General features: G+C 59.2%; 8 protein-coding genes. 2 read left to right on the top strand and 6 right to left on the bottom strand.

Annotated features, from left to right (window positions below; translation table 11 throughout):
• Nucleotides 1-434 precede the first annotated feature (434 nt).
• Both ABIB44_RS01810 and ABIB44_RS01805 read right to left on the bottom strand, forming a co-directional pair.
• Nucleotides 435-3,470, bottom strand: coding sequence for a DUF7948 domain-containing protein (locus ABIB44_RS01810; protein ID WP_354582912.1), 3,036 nt, complete (start codon nucleotides 3,468-3,470; stop codon nucleotides 435-437).
• A gap of 294 nt (nucleotides 3,471-3,764) precedes the next feature.
• A complete protein-coding gene (locus ABIB44_RS01805) occupies nucleotides 3,765-5,702 on the bottom strand; it encodes a DNA topoisomerase IV subunit B (protein WP_354582911.1) in 1,938 nt (645 codons plus the stop codon).
• A 200-nt stretch (nucleotides 5,703-5,902) separates the two neighbouring features.
• Here ABIB44_RS01805 and ABIB44_RS01800 point away from each other — a divergent pair, with 200 nt between their 5' ends.
• Nucleotides 5,903-7,096 carry an AI-2E family transporter gene (locus ABIB44_RS01800; RefSeq protein ID WP_354582910.1) on the top strand — a complete coding sequence of 398 codons (1,194 nt, stop codon included), beginning with the start codon at nucleotides 5,903-5,905 and terminating at the stop codon, nucleotides 7,094-7,096.
• 141 nt (nucleotides 7,097-7,237) lie between these two features.
• Nucleotides 7,238-8,719 (top strand): exonuclease domain-containing protein, encoded by a 1,482-nt coding sequence (locus tag ABIB44_RS01795; protein ID WP_354582909.1) that lies wholly within the window; start codon nucleotides 7,238-7,240, stop codon nucleotides 8,717-8,719.
• Nucleotides 8,720-8,728: 9 nt separating this feature from the next.
• On the opposite strand, the gene ABIB44_RS01790 is transcribed toward ABIB44_RS01795, so the two are convergent.
• From ABIB44_RS01790 to ABIB44_RS01775, 4 genes are all read right to left on the bottom strand, one after another.
• Nucleotides 8,729-10,870 carry a T9SS type B sorting domain-containing protein gene (locus ABIB44_RS01790; RefSeq protein WP_354582908.1) on the bottom strand — a complete coding sequence of 714 codons (2,142 nt, stop codon included), beginning with the start codon at nucleotides 10,868-10,870 and terminating at the stop codon, nucleotides 8,729-8,731.
• An 887-nt stretch (nucleotides 10,871-11,757) separates the two neighbouring features.
• On the bottom strand, nucleotides 11,758-13,668 hold the full coding sequence (gene acs / locus ABIB44_RS01785) for an acetate--CoA ligase (protein WP_354582907.1): 1,911 nt from the start codon (nucleotides 13,666-13,668) through the stop codon (nucleotides 11,758-11,760).
• 80 nt (nucleotides 13,669-13,748) lie between these two features.
• Complete coding sequence (locus tag ABIB44_RS01780) at nucleotides 13,749-15,662, bottom strand: AMP-binding protein (protein ID WP_354582906.1); 1,914 nt, start codon at nucleotides 15,660-15,662, stop codon at nucleotides 13,749-13,751.
• A gap of 131 nt (nucleotides 15,663-15,793) precedes the next feature.
• A complete protein-coding gene (locus ABIB44_RS01775; protein ID WP_354582905.1) occupies nucleotides 15,794-16,165 on the bottom strand; it encodes a response regulator transcription factor in 372 nt (123 codons plus the stop codon).
• Between the last annotated feature and the right edge of the window lie 29 nt (nucleotides 16,166-16,194).

Raw genomic sequence — 16,194 nt, 5'->3', positions numbered from 1 at the left:
GTAGTAGCCACGTAAGGGAAGCAAATGAAGACGGCGGAGTTCCGCCAAAAGTACCGGAATCAGCGCGGAGCGCAAGCAACTTAAGCCGCCCCTACCTGGGAAAGTTCCCAATTTTATTAGCTTGCTAACAGAAGCCTCGCTCCTACCACATTACCAAGCGAAAGGCAGCTACGACCCAAATTTCGCTAATTTATCGCCCAAATCCAAGCTAAATAAAATAGCCGGCCGGGCAATATCTGCCCATTGCCAGGCAAGTAGATTAGCAGGGAGTTCCAACAAAAAAGCCCGTACCAAAGGCGCGGGCTTTTCCGTGGAATATGTCGACTAGTCTACCCCTAGCCGACAATGCAAAACTAAGCAATATTTTAAAGATAACGCTCGGGCCACCGGAAAAAGTTATCGAACAACCTATGTTATTGCAATTCAGCCGTTTTTTACCGCATTATTTCCACCCAACCTTTGAGGTTGATGCCGCAAGCCGGCTGGGTAAGCAAATAATAGTAAACCCCGGCAGGATGACCAGCGCCATCCCAGTCGCCGCCATAGGCCGCAGATTCGTACACCAGCCGGCCCCACCGGTTATACACTTTGAGAGCGGGCGTGCCGTAAGAAGCAGGTATTTTAAACAGCGCATTTTGCTTATCGCCGTTGGCCGTGAGGATATTGGGCAGCGGAAATGGGTGACTGAGCCGGATGTCGTACTCAACTACCACTGGGCAAAAACGGCCCTGTTCTATTTCGAGGCGATAGCGGCCGGGCGTGGTAATCGCCAGCGTGGGCGTCTGGGCACCCGTGTTCCACCTATATACAGTACCCACGGGCCGGGGCTTAAGCAGCGAGGGGTCGAGGACAAGCAGGTTGCCGCAGCCCAGCGAGTCCCGCACGATGCGCACTGGCTCCGGAGCGATTTCCTTCACCACAAATTCGATAGTTGTGGGGCACGGGGCACCCTGGTCTATCTCGACGCGGTAGCGGCCGGCCGCGCTAACGCCCAGCGTGGCCGTCTGGGCCCCGGTGCTCCAGGCATATGCCCGCCCGGTCACGGATGGCTGCAGGCGGGCGGGGTCGAGCACCAAGGTGCGCCCACAACCCAGCGAGTCGGGCGCGATGCGGACGGGCGCGGGGGCCACCACTACCACCGGGACCACTAGGGCTACCGAAGCCGGCCCACAGCCAATAATTGAGCGCGTAGCCACCAGACGAGCGGAGTAGGTACCCGCCCGCACGTACTTATGACTCGGAGCCTTGGCCGTATCGAGCGGGCTGCCATCGCCAAAATCCCAGCTATACGCCAGCTTGCTAACGGTGGTATTCACAAACTGCACGGTATACGGCGCGCAGCCCGCCGCCGGAACTGGTACCTGCAACTGAATAGCGCTGTTGCCCAGCGGCTGCATGTTGTACTTAAACGCCGCGCCATCGTTGCCACCGGTTAAACCCGCCGAGTATGCGCCGGGCGTAGTTGGGAAGGCCCGGCCTATGCTGCAGGTGAGGTGATAGAGCACGCCACTGCGCGTTATCTGGTTGGCCGCGGCGTAGTGGAGGTGCGTACTAAAAGAAGGGCTGGAAGAATTATTGGGCTCGCCTACGTAAGTGCCGTACAGCAGCGAGGTGGCATTCTCGGCCAGCGTGGCCAGATAGAGGGTCCGGGGTTGCGTAAATTGCGCGTCCGGAGTCAGCGGGCAGCCGACATTGCCAATGGCCCCGGCATAGGCACTAAAATAAAGCCGACCGCAGTCGTCGCGCCCAAAGGCCGTCACGATATTCGAGCTATTGGACCGGCTCAGCTGTCCCTGGCCAAGCACACTTATCTGGGTGGAGAAGATGGTGTTGAGGGACGGGGTGAGGCTATGGATAAACACGCCCGAAGTAAAGGGCACGACAGCACCGAAAGTACCTGCTGAGCGCGGGTAGGTCCCTTCAGAGGCGCCCGCCACCAACACATTGCCAGCGGCGTCAAAATCTAAAAAGCGGGCAATGTCATCGCTGCTGGTGCCCAGGTACGTTCCGGCGAGCCGCACCCCCGCGGCGCTGTAGCGTAGCACGAACCCGTTGCGGCCGGTGCCTACCGGGGCCGTGGGCAACAGCCCGCCAGTACCTACCGGCAAGTTATTACTGGAAGTTGCCCCGCATACATACACGTCGCCGTTTGGGGCTACTTTCACGTCGTGAACCCGGTCATCGCCGTTGCCGCCGAGGTACGTCGACCAGCGTAAGGCCGTTAGGGTAGGATTGAAGCGCGTGACGATGCCATCCTGCCCGCCCCCGGCCGCGCTCTGCTGCGGATTGAGCGTAGGAAAATCGGTGGAATACGTGGAGCTTACCACCAGCACGTCGCCGTTGGGGTCGACGGCCAGGCCGGCTGGCACCGACGAAACAGGCCCCGTTTCCTCCAAACTGCCACCCAAATACGTTGAGGCTACCAGCGCCGTGCCGGTCGGGTTCAGACGGGTTACCACTAAGTCGCGGGGCGAAAAACTGCCGCCGCCGCTTCCCAGCGTACGGTCATAAGCCCCTGCGGTAATCGGATAGTCAAAGGACGAGGACGACCCCAGGATGAGCAGCTCGCCAGCTGCGTTTATTTCCACATCCAACGGATATTCTTCGCCCCCGCCGGACCCGCCCAAGTACGTGGCGTAAAGCAAGCTGTTGCCCGAAGCCGAAAACTTGGATATACCCATGTTCCCGTATCGGTAGGTCGCTTTGATGGCTCCTACCGTGACAGGATAACCACTGCCCAGCACGTAGCTACCGGTGTACATGTTGCCCTGCGCATCGGCCACAGTCGTGTTGGCGGAGGCCCCGCCCGGGGAGCCTGAGTAAGTCGCGAACACCAGCACGGGGTCGATAACCAGGCGTTGAGTAGGGTCGTAGCCCGCACCCAGCGCAAACCCCACTTCGCGCCCGTGCAGCACAAAGCGGCACGGTACCGAGCGCCGGGCACCGTTGGCGGCCAGCTGCCAGGCCACGGGGGCCTGCTCGCGTAGCTGGCCCACACTGGTGCGCAGCTGCAGGTGGCCTTCCGGCGTGAGGGCCAAGCCATCGAGCCCGTCGTAGCGCAGCCGAATAACGGCCGGACGCACCCCCGGGGCCAACTCAAAATCGTATTCGAGCTGGTTTGCGCCCTGCTGATGCCAGCGCATATCGACACCCGGGTAAGCATTATGGTAGCGCACGCCGGCAAACAGCGGCACCCGGGCGGCCCAGCGCTCGGGCTTATTACCCAAAAAATAATTATGGTAGGTCTGTTGAATTTCTTCGCCCGTGATGGCGGCGGCAGCGGCGGCCCCAACCAGGGTTACCCGAAAGGCGTGGCTGGCCACGGCCGCCTGGGGCTCGCCGGCCGTTGGGCACGCCGGCGATTCGGCGAACAGATGGTAGGTGAAGCAGTTACCCTCTAGGTACAGTTTGCCACCCGGAATACCCACCGCATAACGAATCCGGGGCTCCCACTGCCCCCGATTGGCCACAAAAGGCAGCGGTGCAGCAGTCGGTAGAACTCCCGCCAACACCGTGGCCCCGTGACTGATTTGAAGCGCCAGCAGTAACTTACAAACAATAGAAAAGCGCATGGAAAATGTGGAAATTTATTGAGGAAGGATTTCGGAGCTAAAGATAGGTTTTAGTGACGCGCTACGCTCAATAATCACGATTTTTATTCGGGTACCTGACACCCTTTTTTTTAGCTCACCAGGCGGCGCAACAAAAAAGCCCCCGGAGACTACCGGAGGCTTTCGGAACAGCAGTGCCCACGGGCACAGAAGCTAATCTACTTCCACTACCTCGGCGGCGGGCAGCACGTCGGAAGTAATGAGGTCCTTCTCCAGGCGCAGGTTTTCGATGATGAATTCCTGACGAGCCGGCGTGTTTTTGCCCATGTAATAGGTGAGCACCTGCTGAATGCTGCGGTCGGACTGCAGAATCACGGGTTCGAGCTTGATGTTTTCGCCGATGAACCGGCCAAACTCGTCGGGCGAAATCTCGCCCAGGCCCTTGAAGCGGGTAATTTCGGGGTTTTTGCCCAGCTTGCGCATGGCGTGCTGCTTTTCCTGCTCGTTGTAGCAGTAGATGGTTTCCTTCTTGTTGCGCACCCGGAACAGTGGCGTTTCAAGAATGAAGACGTGGCCGTTGCGCACCAAATCGGGGAAGAACTGCAGGAAGAACGTGAGCAGCAGCAGACGAATGTGCATGCCGTCGACGTCGGCGTCGGTGGCGATAACCACGCGGTTGTAGCGCAGGTGCTCAATGCCTTCCTCAATGTTGAGGGCGTGCTGCAGCAGGTTCAGCTCCTCGTTCTCGTACACGATTTTCTTCTTCAGCCCAAAGCAGTTCAGCGGCTTGCCGCGCAGGCTGAACACGGCCTCCAGCTCCACGTTGCGGCTTTTGGTGATGCTGCCCGAAGCGGAATCGCCTTCAGTAATGAAGAGGGTCGTCAAAAGCTCCTTTTCGGCCCCGTCCTTAGCGTTTTCGCCCAGGTGGAAGCGGCAGTCGCGCAACTTGCGGTTGTGCAGGTTGGCTTTTTTAGCGCGCTGGTTGGCGAGCTTTTTCACGCCGGCCATGTCCTTGCGCTCGCGCTCGCTTTGCTCGATGCGCTTGCGCAGGGCCTCAGCTACCAGCGCATTCTTGTGCAGGTAGTTGTCGAGGTTTTCCTTCACGAAATCGAGGATGAAGCCGCGCACCGTAGGGCCGTCCTCCCCCATATTCACCGAGCCCAGCTTGGTCTTGGTCTGCGATTCGAACACGGGCTCCTGCACGCGCACCGAAATGGCGGCAATAATGCTGGCCCGAACATCGGCCGCGTCGTAGTCCTTCTTATAGAACTCGCGCACGGCCTTCACTACGGCTTCGCGGAAGGCGGCCAGGTGCGTGCCACCCTGCGTGGTATACTGGCCGTTCACGAAGGAATAATACTCCTCGCCGTAGTCGTTGCCGTGGGTCATGGCCATCTCAATATCCGCACCTTTCAGGTGGATGATGGGGTAGCGCAGGTGCTCCACGTCGGCCTTGCGGGCGAGCAGGTCGAGCAGGCCGTTTTCGGAGTAGTACTTCTGACCGTTGAAGTTGATGGTGAGGCCAGAATTCAGGTAAACGTAGTTCCAGACCTGGTTTTCGAGGTACTCCGGGATGAAGCGGTAGTTCTTGAAAATCGTGTCGTCAGGCTGGAAAACTACCAGCGTGCCGTTGCGCTGGCTGGTTTTGCTGGGCTTGGCGTCGCTCGTGAGCTTGCCCTGGGCAAACTCGGCGGCCTTCAGAATGCCTTCACGCACGCTCTGCACCAGGAAGTAGCCGCTCAGGGCGTTCACGGCCTTGGTGCCCACGCCGTTCAGGCCCACCGACTTCTGAAACACCTTGCTGTCGTACTTGCCGCCGGTATTGATTTTGCTCACCACGTCGACCACCTTGCCCAGCGGAATGCCGCGGCCGTAGTCGCGCACCTGCACCTTGGCATCAGAGATTTTGATATCGATGGTGCGGCCGTGGCCCATCACGTGCTCGTCGATGCAGTTGTCGACCACCTCCTTCACCAGCACATAAATGCCGTCGTCGTAGGCCGAGCCGTCGCCGAGCTTGCCGATGTACATGCCGGGCCGCAGGCGGATGTGCTCGCGCCAGTCGAGCGAGCGAATGCTGTCTTCGTTATAGCCGTGGTCGGGGGCCTTGGCGGGGGTTTGCGGGTCGTCGGTGAGTAATTCGTCGTTCATCGGGCAACTGTATTCCAGTTTTGGGGTAAAATAACGCAGAAATCGGCGGGAGGGCAAGCTTTATTGCCAGTTCGTTTAGCACCTCGCACTAATTTCCTTAGTTTGCAACAAGGTCGCCGGGTTGAGGGTTCACGCCCACCGCCCGGCCCATCCCGGCTTTGGCCGGCTCATTCTCTGTCTCACTTCCTTATGCCCTACGTATGTTCCCATCGCTAATCAACCGCACCAGCGCGCGCGCCAACACTTCCGTGCCGCAACCCACCCCGCCCGAAATCCGGCAGTCGCCCGTTGTCTACTATACTTTTCTGCTGATTGGGGCCTCGTTGCTGGTGTTTGTGCTGCACAAGCTCGACGGCATTCTGCTGCCGCTGTTTTTCGCGGCGCTGCTCTCGGTACTGTTGCTGCCACTGGTGCGGCGGATGGAAAAATGGGGCTGGCCGCCGGTATGGGCTATTATCGCGGCGCTGCTGGTGATGGTAGCGGCCATTCTCGGGCTCATCTTCCTGTTTGGCTCGCAGCTCGTGGAACTACGCACCGAGCTACCGCTGCTCCAGAAAAAGCTGATTGTGCTCTTTGATGAAGGCCAACAGTGGGCGCATCAGCGCTTTGGCATGGACGTGATGAGCAAGGACGAACTGATTGACCAGTCGATGAAATCGTTCAAGAAATCAGCGGGTGGCTACCTGGGCAGCACGCTCAGCACCACGGCCGGGGTGCTGAGCGTGCTCACGCTGGTGCCAATTTACATTTTCTGCTTCCTGTATTACCGCGACCACATGCGGCAGTTCATGTTCCGCTTCGTGAGCCCCGACAAGCGCACCAGCGTACTACAGACCCTCGATAATATTCAAAATGTAGTGCAGGCTTACATCTCGGGGCTGCTCACGGTCATCGTCATCGTGGCGGTGCTCAACGCCATTGGCTTGCTGGTGCTGAACGTGAAGTTTGCCATCTTCTTCGCCGCCTTTGCCTCGGTGCTGGCCGTAATTCCCTACATCGGCATTCTGGTGGGGGCGGCCATTCCGGCGCTCGTTACGCTGGTCGAAACCGGGTCGCCGGCCCGGGCGGCAGCCGTGGTGGGCGTATTTCTGGTGGTGCAGTTTCTGGAGGGCAATTTCATCACGCCCATGGTCACGGGTTCAAAAGTGAGCATCAACCCCATGGCCGCCATCGTGGCGCTGATATTGGGCGGCGAGCTGTGGGGCACGGCGGGCATGATTCTCAGCATTCCGCTGGTGGCGGTACTGAAAGTGGTGTTCGATGCGAACAGGAGCCTGCAGCCCTGGGGCTTTTTGCTGGGCGACGTGTCGGAGCTGGATGAAAGCCACCAGCATCGGGCCTTGCCCAAGCTGGGCTTTTTTGGCAAAGTATTGCGCATGGTGAAGAAAATGTAGTGCCCCGAATTCCGCAAGTCCCCGATTTCGCGGGACTCGATGCTCGAACGCGCAGTCTCGCCAAGGCCACGGTACGGGCAAACGCAACCTTCTGCCCGGCTAAAGCTGTTAGCTTAGCTCTCGACCTATCTCCGCGCCGCTTTGTACGCCATCATCGACCTTGAAACCACCGGCGGGCAGCCCACCCAGGACCGCATCACCGAAATTGCCATTTACATTCACGACGGCGAAAAAATCGTCGATGAATATGCTACCCTGCTCAACCCCGGGCGGGCCATTCCGCCGTTCATCACCCAGCTTACGGGCATTACGAATGACATGGTGAGCGATGCGCCCCGGTTCCACGAAGTGGCGCGCAAGGTGGTGGAAATGACCGAGGGCTGCGTGTTCGTGGCCCACAATGTGCGCTTCGACTACTCGTTTCTGAAGAAGGAGTTTGCCGACCTGGGCTACAACTACTCGCGCAAAACATTGTGCACCGTGCGCCTCTCGCGCAGCCTCATTCCGGGCCAGCCCAGCTACAGTCTGGGCAAGCTATGTCAGAACATCGGCATCCCGCTCGAAGGTCGGCACCGGGCCGCGGGCGATGCCCACGCTACCGCCCTACTCTTCGGCAAGCTCCTCAAAATCACGAGTGAGACTGACGACCTGCCCCACGGCACCGACCCCAGCCACACCCTGGCCCGCGTCGATGCCCTGGCCCCCAGCGGCCAAGCGGCCAGCACCAAAAAGCCTTCGGCCAAGCGCGTGGCAGCCGTCCAATCGGCCATAAAGGAGGCGCTGATGCCGCCGCTGCTGCCGGCCTCGGTAGTGGCCAGCCTGCCGCAGGCCACGGGCGTGTACTACTTCCACAACGAAGCGGGCGAGGTGATTTACGTGGGCAAGTCCATTAACATCTACAAGCGCATTCAGCAGCATTTTGCCATTGATGTGAAGTCGCGCAAGAGCCTGGAGTTCAAGAATTCGATTGCCGACATTACCTGGGAGCTGACCGGTTCGGAACTGGTGGCGCTGCTCTATGAGTCGCACCTGATAAAGCTGATGAAGCCGGCCTACAACCGGGCCCAGCGGCGCTCGGTGTTTCCGGCAGGCATCTACCTGCGCACCGACGAGCTGGGCTATAAGCGCCTGGCCTACGGCCGGGCCGATGCGCGGAATGCCGAAATTCCCATTATCGCGCTGGGCAACCAGTACAAGGCCCAGGGTTTCCTGTACCACAAAGTAGCCAAATTTAACCTGTGCCAGAAGCTGTGCGGGCTGTATAAAACCACGGGCCCGTGCTTCGATTTCCAGGTGCACCGCTGCCTAGGGGCCTGCGTGGGCCAAGAGCCGCCCGAGAGCTACAACCTGCGCGTGGATGAGGCCATCGACTCCATCAGCTACGAGCACGAGTCATTCGTAGTTATCGGCCCCGGCCGCACGGAGTTGGAGAAGACCATTGTGCTGGTCGAAAACGGCCGCTACCAGGGTTTCGGGTACGTGGATGAAACGTTCTCGGCGCGCAGGCTGGCCGATTTCCGCGACGTGATTAAGACCTATACGGACAACAAGGATATTCAGCAGATTATCCGAAACCACTTGCGCGTCAAGCGCAAGGGCGAGAAAGTGAAAGTATTTGGCTAGCGTGACAGTTTATCGGTTAACCTCAACCCAGCCTTTGAGTTGGCGGCCAGTGGCAGCTTGTGTCAATTGGTAAAAATATATTCCTACTGGCAGCCCATTGGCGGCCCACAAATTATCGTAGTGCTCTTTTTGAAAGACAAGTACGCCCCACCGATTATAAATCTGGATATTCCAGGCTTGGTATTCTAAGCCCTTCAGCACGAAGGCGTCATTATAACCATCGTTGTTGGGTGTAATGATGTTAGGAATGACATAAGGGCAACCATCGCTAAACGCCACTCGGGTACTGGCACTCGAACTACAACCTCCCGGGCCGGTAACGATTACACTATATCGCCCGGCGGAGCCAACGGTCAACTGGGGAGCAGTTGAACCATCCTGCCAGCGGTAGGTGGTACCTATTGGCTGCGGGCCTGGGTCGAGCACGAGATTTTGGTCGGCGCAATACTTAATTTCAGGCTGCAATGCGGCTATCGGCTTCGGATAAAAGGAAATTCGGATAGAATCGCGGATAGTGCATTGTTGGCCGGTGGTAACTTCAACCCAATACAGACCCGAAGTGGTAGCGTTGAATTCACGGCTGGTACTACCATTTTGCCAGCGGTAGACGGCACTCACATCCGGTGCAGGGGTGAACGTAAGTAGCGCAATGGTACCACTGCAATTGTTAAAGCTACTGGCTACTAAATGCCCAATGGGCCTCGGCACAATGCTCAATGTCTGCGAATAAGTACTTATCACTCCGCTTACCTGACGCATATTCAGGGTAACGGTGTAAGTGCCTGAAGTAAGATAGCGGTGCTGGGCAGTAGCACCCAAAGCAGTATTGTTGGGGTGGGTGGGGTCGCCAAAATCCCAGGTAAAAGTAGCATCGGGAATAACCGGGAATACCGAAGCGGCAAAAAAAGCAGTTTCGCCCTGGCAAATATTGGTGTTGCTTATGCTGAAATTAAACAGTAAGCTCCCCGGCACAGGAGGTCGGGCCATCACATTGGGCAGTCCCAAAAAGCTGCCTTGGCCCGAGCCCGGCCACTGAATACCGTTGGGCCGGTAGCCGCAGGCAGTTCCGGGCGCATCGGGGAAATCGATTACGCCAACCGAAGTTCCCTGGAATCTATCGCCCCACCGGGCAACATATATCTTATCATCGGAACCCAGCTGCAGAGCACCCGCAGATACCCCGTTCAGAAGTTGCGCTTCAATGCCTTTGCCTAATCTGTACTGAATGATATTGTTACCTATGCTGGCGTAAAGCAGGTTGCCGTCGGGGGAGAATTCGACCCCGTAGGCTCCTTCCCACATCAGCGGCTTTGGCAACACCCGCGAGCCGGAAACCACACCTGTACCGTAGTTGAAATCAAATAGCTCCACGTCGCTATTATACTGGGCCATTGCCAATTTTCGGCCATCTCGCGAGACCTTAAGCCAACCAATGGCATTGTAGTTGTGCCGAATGTTATTGCCTCCCTGATGGACTGTACCTCCCGATGAAAGCACCGGCTTAGTCGACAATCCTTGGGCCGTGAGCAGATAGCTAATGAAAACGTTGCTGTTCCAAGCATGGACTATAATCCAGATGTCGCGTTGGTTGGCGTGGCGCACTGCCAAAAGCTTTTCTGTGAGACGGCCGTCGCCCACGGGCACCGATACCGGATTATTTTTGCTAACCAGCTGTCCGAGCCCCCCCTGCAAGCTCATGTCGACGACAGAATAACGCAGCCCGTCTGCAAGATTATTTTCTGCTGCATCAACCGTAAAAATAAAGTACTCGGTGGTGCTGTTTGGGCGGGGCACCACTACGACTCCTTGCGTGGCGGAGTTAGGGATTAGGTCTGTGCGAGTACTGTCTTTGTAAGCCCCGAGGTCGCTGCCATTCACCATGCGGCGGTGCTGCCGGTTCCAAGCGTACACACCGTTTGTGTAGAACAATAAATTGCCCTGTGCGTCTGAAATAGCGGCAGAGCCTTCACCCGATTTCATTACCCCGTTGGTTAATGAGCGTGCCGCACCCGTGGAAAAGGAAATTCCGGCCTGGTTTCCGAAATACCAATTATCAAATTCTTTCTGAGCAAAGCCCGGGCGACTTACCAATAGCAGCATTAGCGTCGCAATAATGAAACGTTGCCGGAAAGGTATTTTTAACATGCCCATGCTCTGAAGAGGAAAGAAGTGACCCGTAATAGCTGATTAAATCACTTGTGTAGCTGCGAGGTGTAAATAAACCATGCATTTTCGGTGTTCTACATAATCGACCAAAAATATATGAAATGGGCTATAAGCCTGTTACAATTCACAAATAGCTGTTAGACAAAAGGAAACAAGCCAAGTTACCGTATTTTTTCACCCACCCAAAGATGTACGAAACGGAACTGACTAATTCCCAGTGGCAATTTATTGCAGAAACAGTGTCCGACACGCACCGCCGCAACCACTCGATGTGCCTGATTATAAATACGTTGGATTGCCAGTGGCGGCTCCTGCCGCGTGAGTTCACAGCTTTCTCCGCTGGTCTACTGTTATTTCCGGCGCTGCCAGGCCGACGGGCGCCAGGCCGACGGGCGCCAGGCCGACGGGCGCCAGGCCCAACTCAACCAAGCCTTTGTGCGCCGCCACCGTCCGCATGCGGCTCCCTTGCGGCAGTCCAGCCCGAGCGTGGCTGTGCTTAATGCCCAATCCATCAAATGTAGCGAGCGAGGCGTTGTAGACAAGGACTTTGACGGCCACAAAAATCCAGGGCCGCCAGCGCCAACTCGTTGTTGACACCGGCGGTCCGCTACTGGCCGCGCATGTCGGACCGGCCCACAAAAACGACTGAGTTAGATTTAAGTGATAGAGTCGCTTTCATCAGCGTTTCTTTATTTCAGCAGTGTCTGGCAGGGTTACTACAAATCAAGTTATTTATAGCCGGGCTGAACGAAGCAACTATTGCGAAACGCTAATTTTGAGAAACCCATTATTAGTTGCTGCGAAGAAGGCTATTGCGAATAATTAATTAGCCAGTTTAAATTGATGTGATTTATCGAAATAGATTCTAATCCCTACTTCTTGCCCGCTACAATCTCATCCACCACGCTCGGGTCCAGCAGCGTCGTTACGTCGCCCAGGTTCGAGGTTTCACCCTCGGCTACTTTGCGCAGGATGCGGCGCATGATTTTGCCCGAGCGAGTTTTGGGCAGGCCCGATACAAGTTGAATTTTGTCGGGCTTGGCGATTTTACCGATTTCGGCCACCACGGTTTCGATGATGCTGGCTTCCCACTGGCTGCGCTCGGAGGCGGTTTTGGGCAGGCCGTCGCGGCAGATGACGTAGGCGTAGATACCCTGGCCCTTCACGTCATGCGGGTAGCCCACCACGGCCGACTCCACCACGTACTCGTTTTGGTTGATGGCATTTTCGATTTCGGCGGTGCCGAAGCGGTGGCCCGACACGTTGATAACATCGTCGACGCGGCCAATGATGCGGAACAGGCCGTTTTCGTCGCGCCGCGCGCCGTCGCCGGTGAAGTAATAGCCTGGGTAGGGCTGGAAATAGGTTTGCTTGGCGCGCTCGTGGTCGCCCCAGGTCGTGCGGATGATTCCCGGCCAGCTACCCTTAATGGCGAGGTAGCCTTCCTGGTCGTTGCCTTCGATTTCGGAGCCGTCCTGCGCCAGCAGCACGGGCTGCACGCCGGGCAGCGGCAAGCCGGCGCGGGCGGGCACGCTGGGCGTGATGCCGGCCAGGGCCGAAATCATAATGCCACCGGTTTCGGTCTGCCACCAGGTGTCCACGATGGGGCAGCGGCCCTTGCCTACGTGCTGATGATACCAGTGCCAGGCCTCCTCATTTATGGGCTCGCCCACCGAGCCGAGCACGCGCAAGCTGTGCAGCGAGTAGCTCAGCACGTTGTCCAGGGGCGTAGCCATCAGGCTGCGGATGGCCGTGGGGGCGGTATAGAAAATGCTGACGTGGTGCTTATCGATGACTTCCCAGAAGCGGCCGGCATCGGGGTAAGTCGGCACGCCCTCAAACTGGAGCGAAGTGCTGCCGGCCAGCAGCGGGCCATACAGCAGGTAAGTGTGGCCGGTAACCCAGCCGATGTCGGCGGTGCACCAGTACACGTCGTTTTCCTCCACCTGAAACACGTTGCGGAAGGTGTAATCGGCCCACACCATGTAGCCGGCGGTGCTGTGCACCACCCCCTTGGGCTTGCCGGTGCTGCCGCTGGTGTAAAGAATAAACAGCGGGTCTTCGGCCTTCATTTCCTCGGCCGGGCAGGTAAGGGCCACGTCTTTTACTTCCTCATGAAACCACACGTCGCGGCCTTCTTGCATGGTTACGGGCCAGCCCAGGTGCTCAACCACGATAACGCGCCGCACGCCGGGGCAGCTTTCCAGGGCCTCGTCGACCACCGACTTCACCGGAATCTGCTTGGGGCCCCGGTTGAGGCCGTCGGCGGTGAGCACGAAGTGGGCGTCGGCATCGTTCACGCGGTCGGCAATGGCGGTCGCCGAGAAGCCGGCAAACACCACCGAGTGCACCGCCCCGATGCGGGCGCAGGCCAGCACGGCCACCGCCAGCGCCGGAATCATGGGCAGGTAGATGATGACGCGGTCGCCCTTCTCCACGCCGTTGTTCAGGAGCACATTGGCAAACTGGCACACCTGCTGGTACAGTTCGCGGTAAGTGAGGCGCAGGTGCCGGGTTTTGGGGTCGTTGGGCTCGAAGATGAGGGCCAGCTTGTTGCCGCGCTGGGCCAGGTGCCGGTCGAGGCAGTTCTCGGTGATATTGAGGCGGGCCCCGTCGAACCACTTGCTCTCGCCGGCGGGCGAAAACTCGCCGCTGCGCACGGTGTTCCACTTGCGACGCCAGGTGAAAGGCTCGGCCACGCCAGCCCAGAAGGTGTCGGGGTCTTCCACGGACTGCTTGTAGTCGGCGTGGTACTGTTCGAGGGTGCGGATGCGGGAGTGCATGTTGGAATGATAAATGGTTAATGGTTAATGGTCAATAGCACCTCTTGCTGAGCTTGTCGAAGCATGACGTGCGGTCGGTTTCAGGCGGTGGCAAACCCTTGCCCAACTCCGCGCCGCGCCAGCGCGGCCCGGATTTCATCGAGGATGAGCGGGTCATCAATCGTGGCGGGCAGGGCAAAGTCTTCGCCATCGGCTAATTGGCGCATGGTTTTGCGCAGGATTTTGCCCGAGCGGGTTTTGGGCAGGCGCGCCACCACCAGCACCTGCTTGAAGCAGGCCAGCCCGCCGATGCGGGCGCGCACTGCTGCCACCAGCTCCTTTTCCAGCTGCTCCTCGCCTATCGTTTGGCCGTCTTTGAGGACGACCAACCCGGCGGGTAGCTGGCCCTTCAAACTATCGGCGAGGCCCAGCACGGCGCACTCGGCCACGGCGGGGTGAGCGGCCAGAATCTCCTCGATTTCGCCGGTGCTCAGGCGGTGGCCGGCCACATTAATAACGTCATCGACGCGGCCCATGATGTAGGTATAGCCCTCGGCATCGCGGTAGCCGCCATCGCCCGAGAGGTAGTAGCCGGGGAAGGTTTCGAGGTAGGCCTGGTAGCGCACGTCGTCCTGCCAGAGCGTGGGGAAGCAGCCGGGGGGCAGCGGCAGCTTCACGGCCACCAGGCCGGTGGTACCGGCGGGCACGGGGTGGCCGGCCTCGTCCAGAATCTGCACGTCGTAGCCGGGTACGGGGTGGCCGGCGCTGCCGGCGCGGGGCCGGGGCATGTCTTCCAGGCCCACCAGGGTAGCCAGCATGGGCCAGCCGCTTTCGGTCTGCCACCAGTGGTCGACCACGGGCACACCCAGCAGCTGGCCGGCCCAGGCGAAGGTGGCGGGGTCGCAGCGCTCGCCGGCCAAAAACAGGTGGCGCAGGCCACTGAGGTCATATTTTTTCGCCAGCAGCCCCTCGGGGTCTTCCTTTTTGATGGCCCGAATGGCGGTGGGCGCGGTAAACATTACCTTGGCTTTGTGCTGCGAAACTAGCCGCCAAAAGGTGCCGGCATCGGGCGTGCGCACGGGCTTGCCCTCGAACAGCACCGTGGTGCAGCCGCGCAGCAGCGGCCCGTACACGATGTAGCTGTGGCCCACCGCCCATCCGATATCGGAGCCGGTGAAGATGGTATCGCCGGGCGCGAGGTCGTAGATGGTGCGCATGCTGAAGTGCAGCGCCACGGCGTGACCGCCGTGGTCGCGCACCACGCCTTTGGGCCGGCCGGTGGTGCCGCTGGTATAAAGGATGTAGAGCGGGTGCGTGGCCGGCACCGGCACGGCGGGCACGGGCGCGGCGCGCAGCAGGTCGGCGTAGTCCACGTCGCGGCCGGGCTGCAACGTGGCCGTCACGAAATCGCGCTGGCACACCACCACGTGGGCTGGCTGGTGGGTGGCTTTGGCGAGGGCCTCCTCCACCAGGGGCTTGTAGGGTATGACGCGGTCGAACTCCATGCCGCCCGAGGCGCAGACGAGGACGCGGGGCCGGGCATCGTCAATTCGCACGGCCAACTCGTGGGGTGCGAAACCGCCAAAAACCACCGAATGAATGGCCCCCAGCCGGGCGCAGGCTAACATGGCCACCACCGCCTCGGGCATATTGGGCATGTAAATGAGAACGCGGTCGCCCAGCTCCACCCCGATTTCGCGCAGGCCACCGGCGAAACGGGCCGTCATATCCAGCAGCTCGGCGTAGGTGTAAGTGCGCAGGGTGTTGGTAACGGGCGAGTCGTAGATGAGGGCCGGCTGGTCGCCCTGGCCGAGTTGCACGTGAGCATCGAGGCAGAGGAAGCTGGTATTCAGCTCGCCGCCCCGAAACCAGCGGTAGGTGCCGTTCTCGTCCTGGCTCAGGGCTTCGGTGAAGGGTTGGTCCCAGGCCAGGTGTTGAGCCTGGGCGGCCCAAAAACCGGCCGGGTCGGCCAGGCTGGCGGCGTGGGTAGCGGCATACGAGCAGGCAGGCTTCATGGCGGGTGGGTATTGGGGATGGCTGTAGAGGCGCGATACTTCGCGTCATACTCTGCACGATTTTCAATGAAAAATCTCGGAGGCACTGCTGCCGAGACGTGGAGTGTCGCGTCTCTACATCGTTCAGGGCGCTACGCTGCCAGCAGCTCGCGCACTTTTTCCATCAGCTGGCGGGTGCTGAAGGGCTTGGGGATGTAGAGGTCGGCCCCGGCCTCGTAGCCTTTCTGCACGTCGGTTTCGCGGCTTTTGGCCGAGAGGAAGATGACTTTGGTACCGGCGCGGTCGGAACGGGCGCGCAGCTGGCGGCACACCTGCAGGCCGTCCACGTCGGGCATCATGACGTCGAGCAGAATCAGGTCGTAAGGCGTATGGTCGATGGCGGCCAGGGCTTCGGTGCCGTTGCGGGCAATGCCAACCTGGTAGCCGTTTTTGCGCATCAGGAATTCGAGCGACATCACGATGTTGGGCTCGTCGTCGACGATGAGAATGTGGGGCGTTTTCATGCGGGTGGAGGTAGTAGATAGGCATAACT

Origin of the sequence: Hymenobacter sp. UYCo722, from assembly GCF_040547115.1 — a bacterium.
Taxonomy (GTDB): Bacteria; Bacteroidota; Bacteroidia; order Cytophagales; family Hymenobacteraceae; genus Hymenobacter.
This window is presented reverse-complemented; position numbering and strand designations above follow the sequence as displayed.

What these genes read in the sequence shown, in the direction of transcription:
- ABIB44_RS01805 (WP_354582911.1), bottom strand. Translation starts at nt 5,702, where the DNA reads ATGAACGACGAATTACTCACCGACGACCCGCAAACCCCCGCCAAGGCC.
- ABIB44_RS01800 (WP_354582910.1), top strand. Translation starts at nt 5,903, where the DNA reads ATGTTCCCATCGCTAATCAACCGCACCAGCGCGCGCGCCAACACTTCC.
- ABIB44_RS01790 (WP_354582908.1), bottom strand. Translation starts at nt 10,870, where the DNA reads ATGGGCATGTTAAAAATACCTTTCCGGCAACGTTTCATTATTGCGACG.
- acs (WP_354582907.1), bottom strand. Translation starts at nt 13,668, where the DNA reads ATGCACTCCCGCATCCGCACCCTCGAACAGTACCACGCCGACTACAAG.
- ABIB44_RS01780 (WP_354582906.1), bottom strand. Translation starts at nt 15,662, where the DNA reads ATGAAGCCTGCCTGCTCGTATGCCGCTACCCACGCCGCCAGCCTGGCC.
- ABIB44_RS01775 (WP_354582905.1), bottom strand. Translation starts at nt 16,165, where the DNA reads ATGAAAACGCCCCACATTCTCATCGTCGACGACGAGCCCAACATCGTG.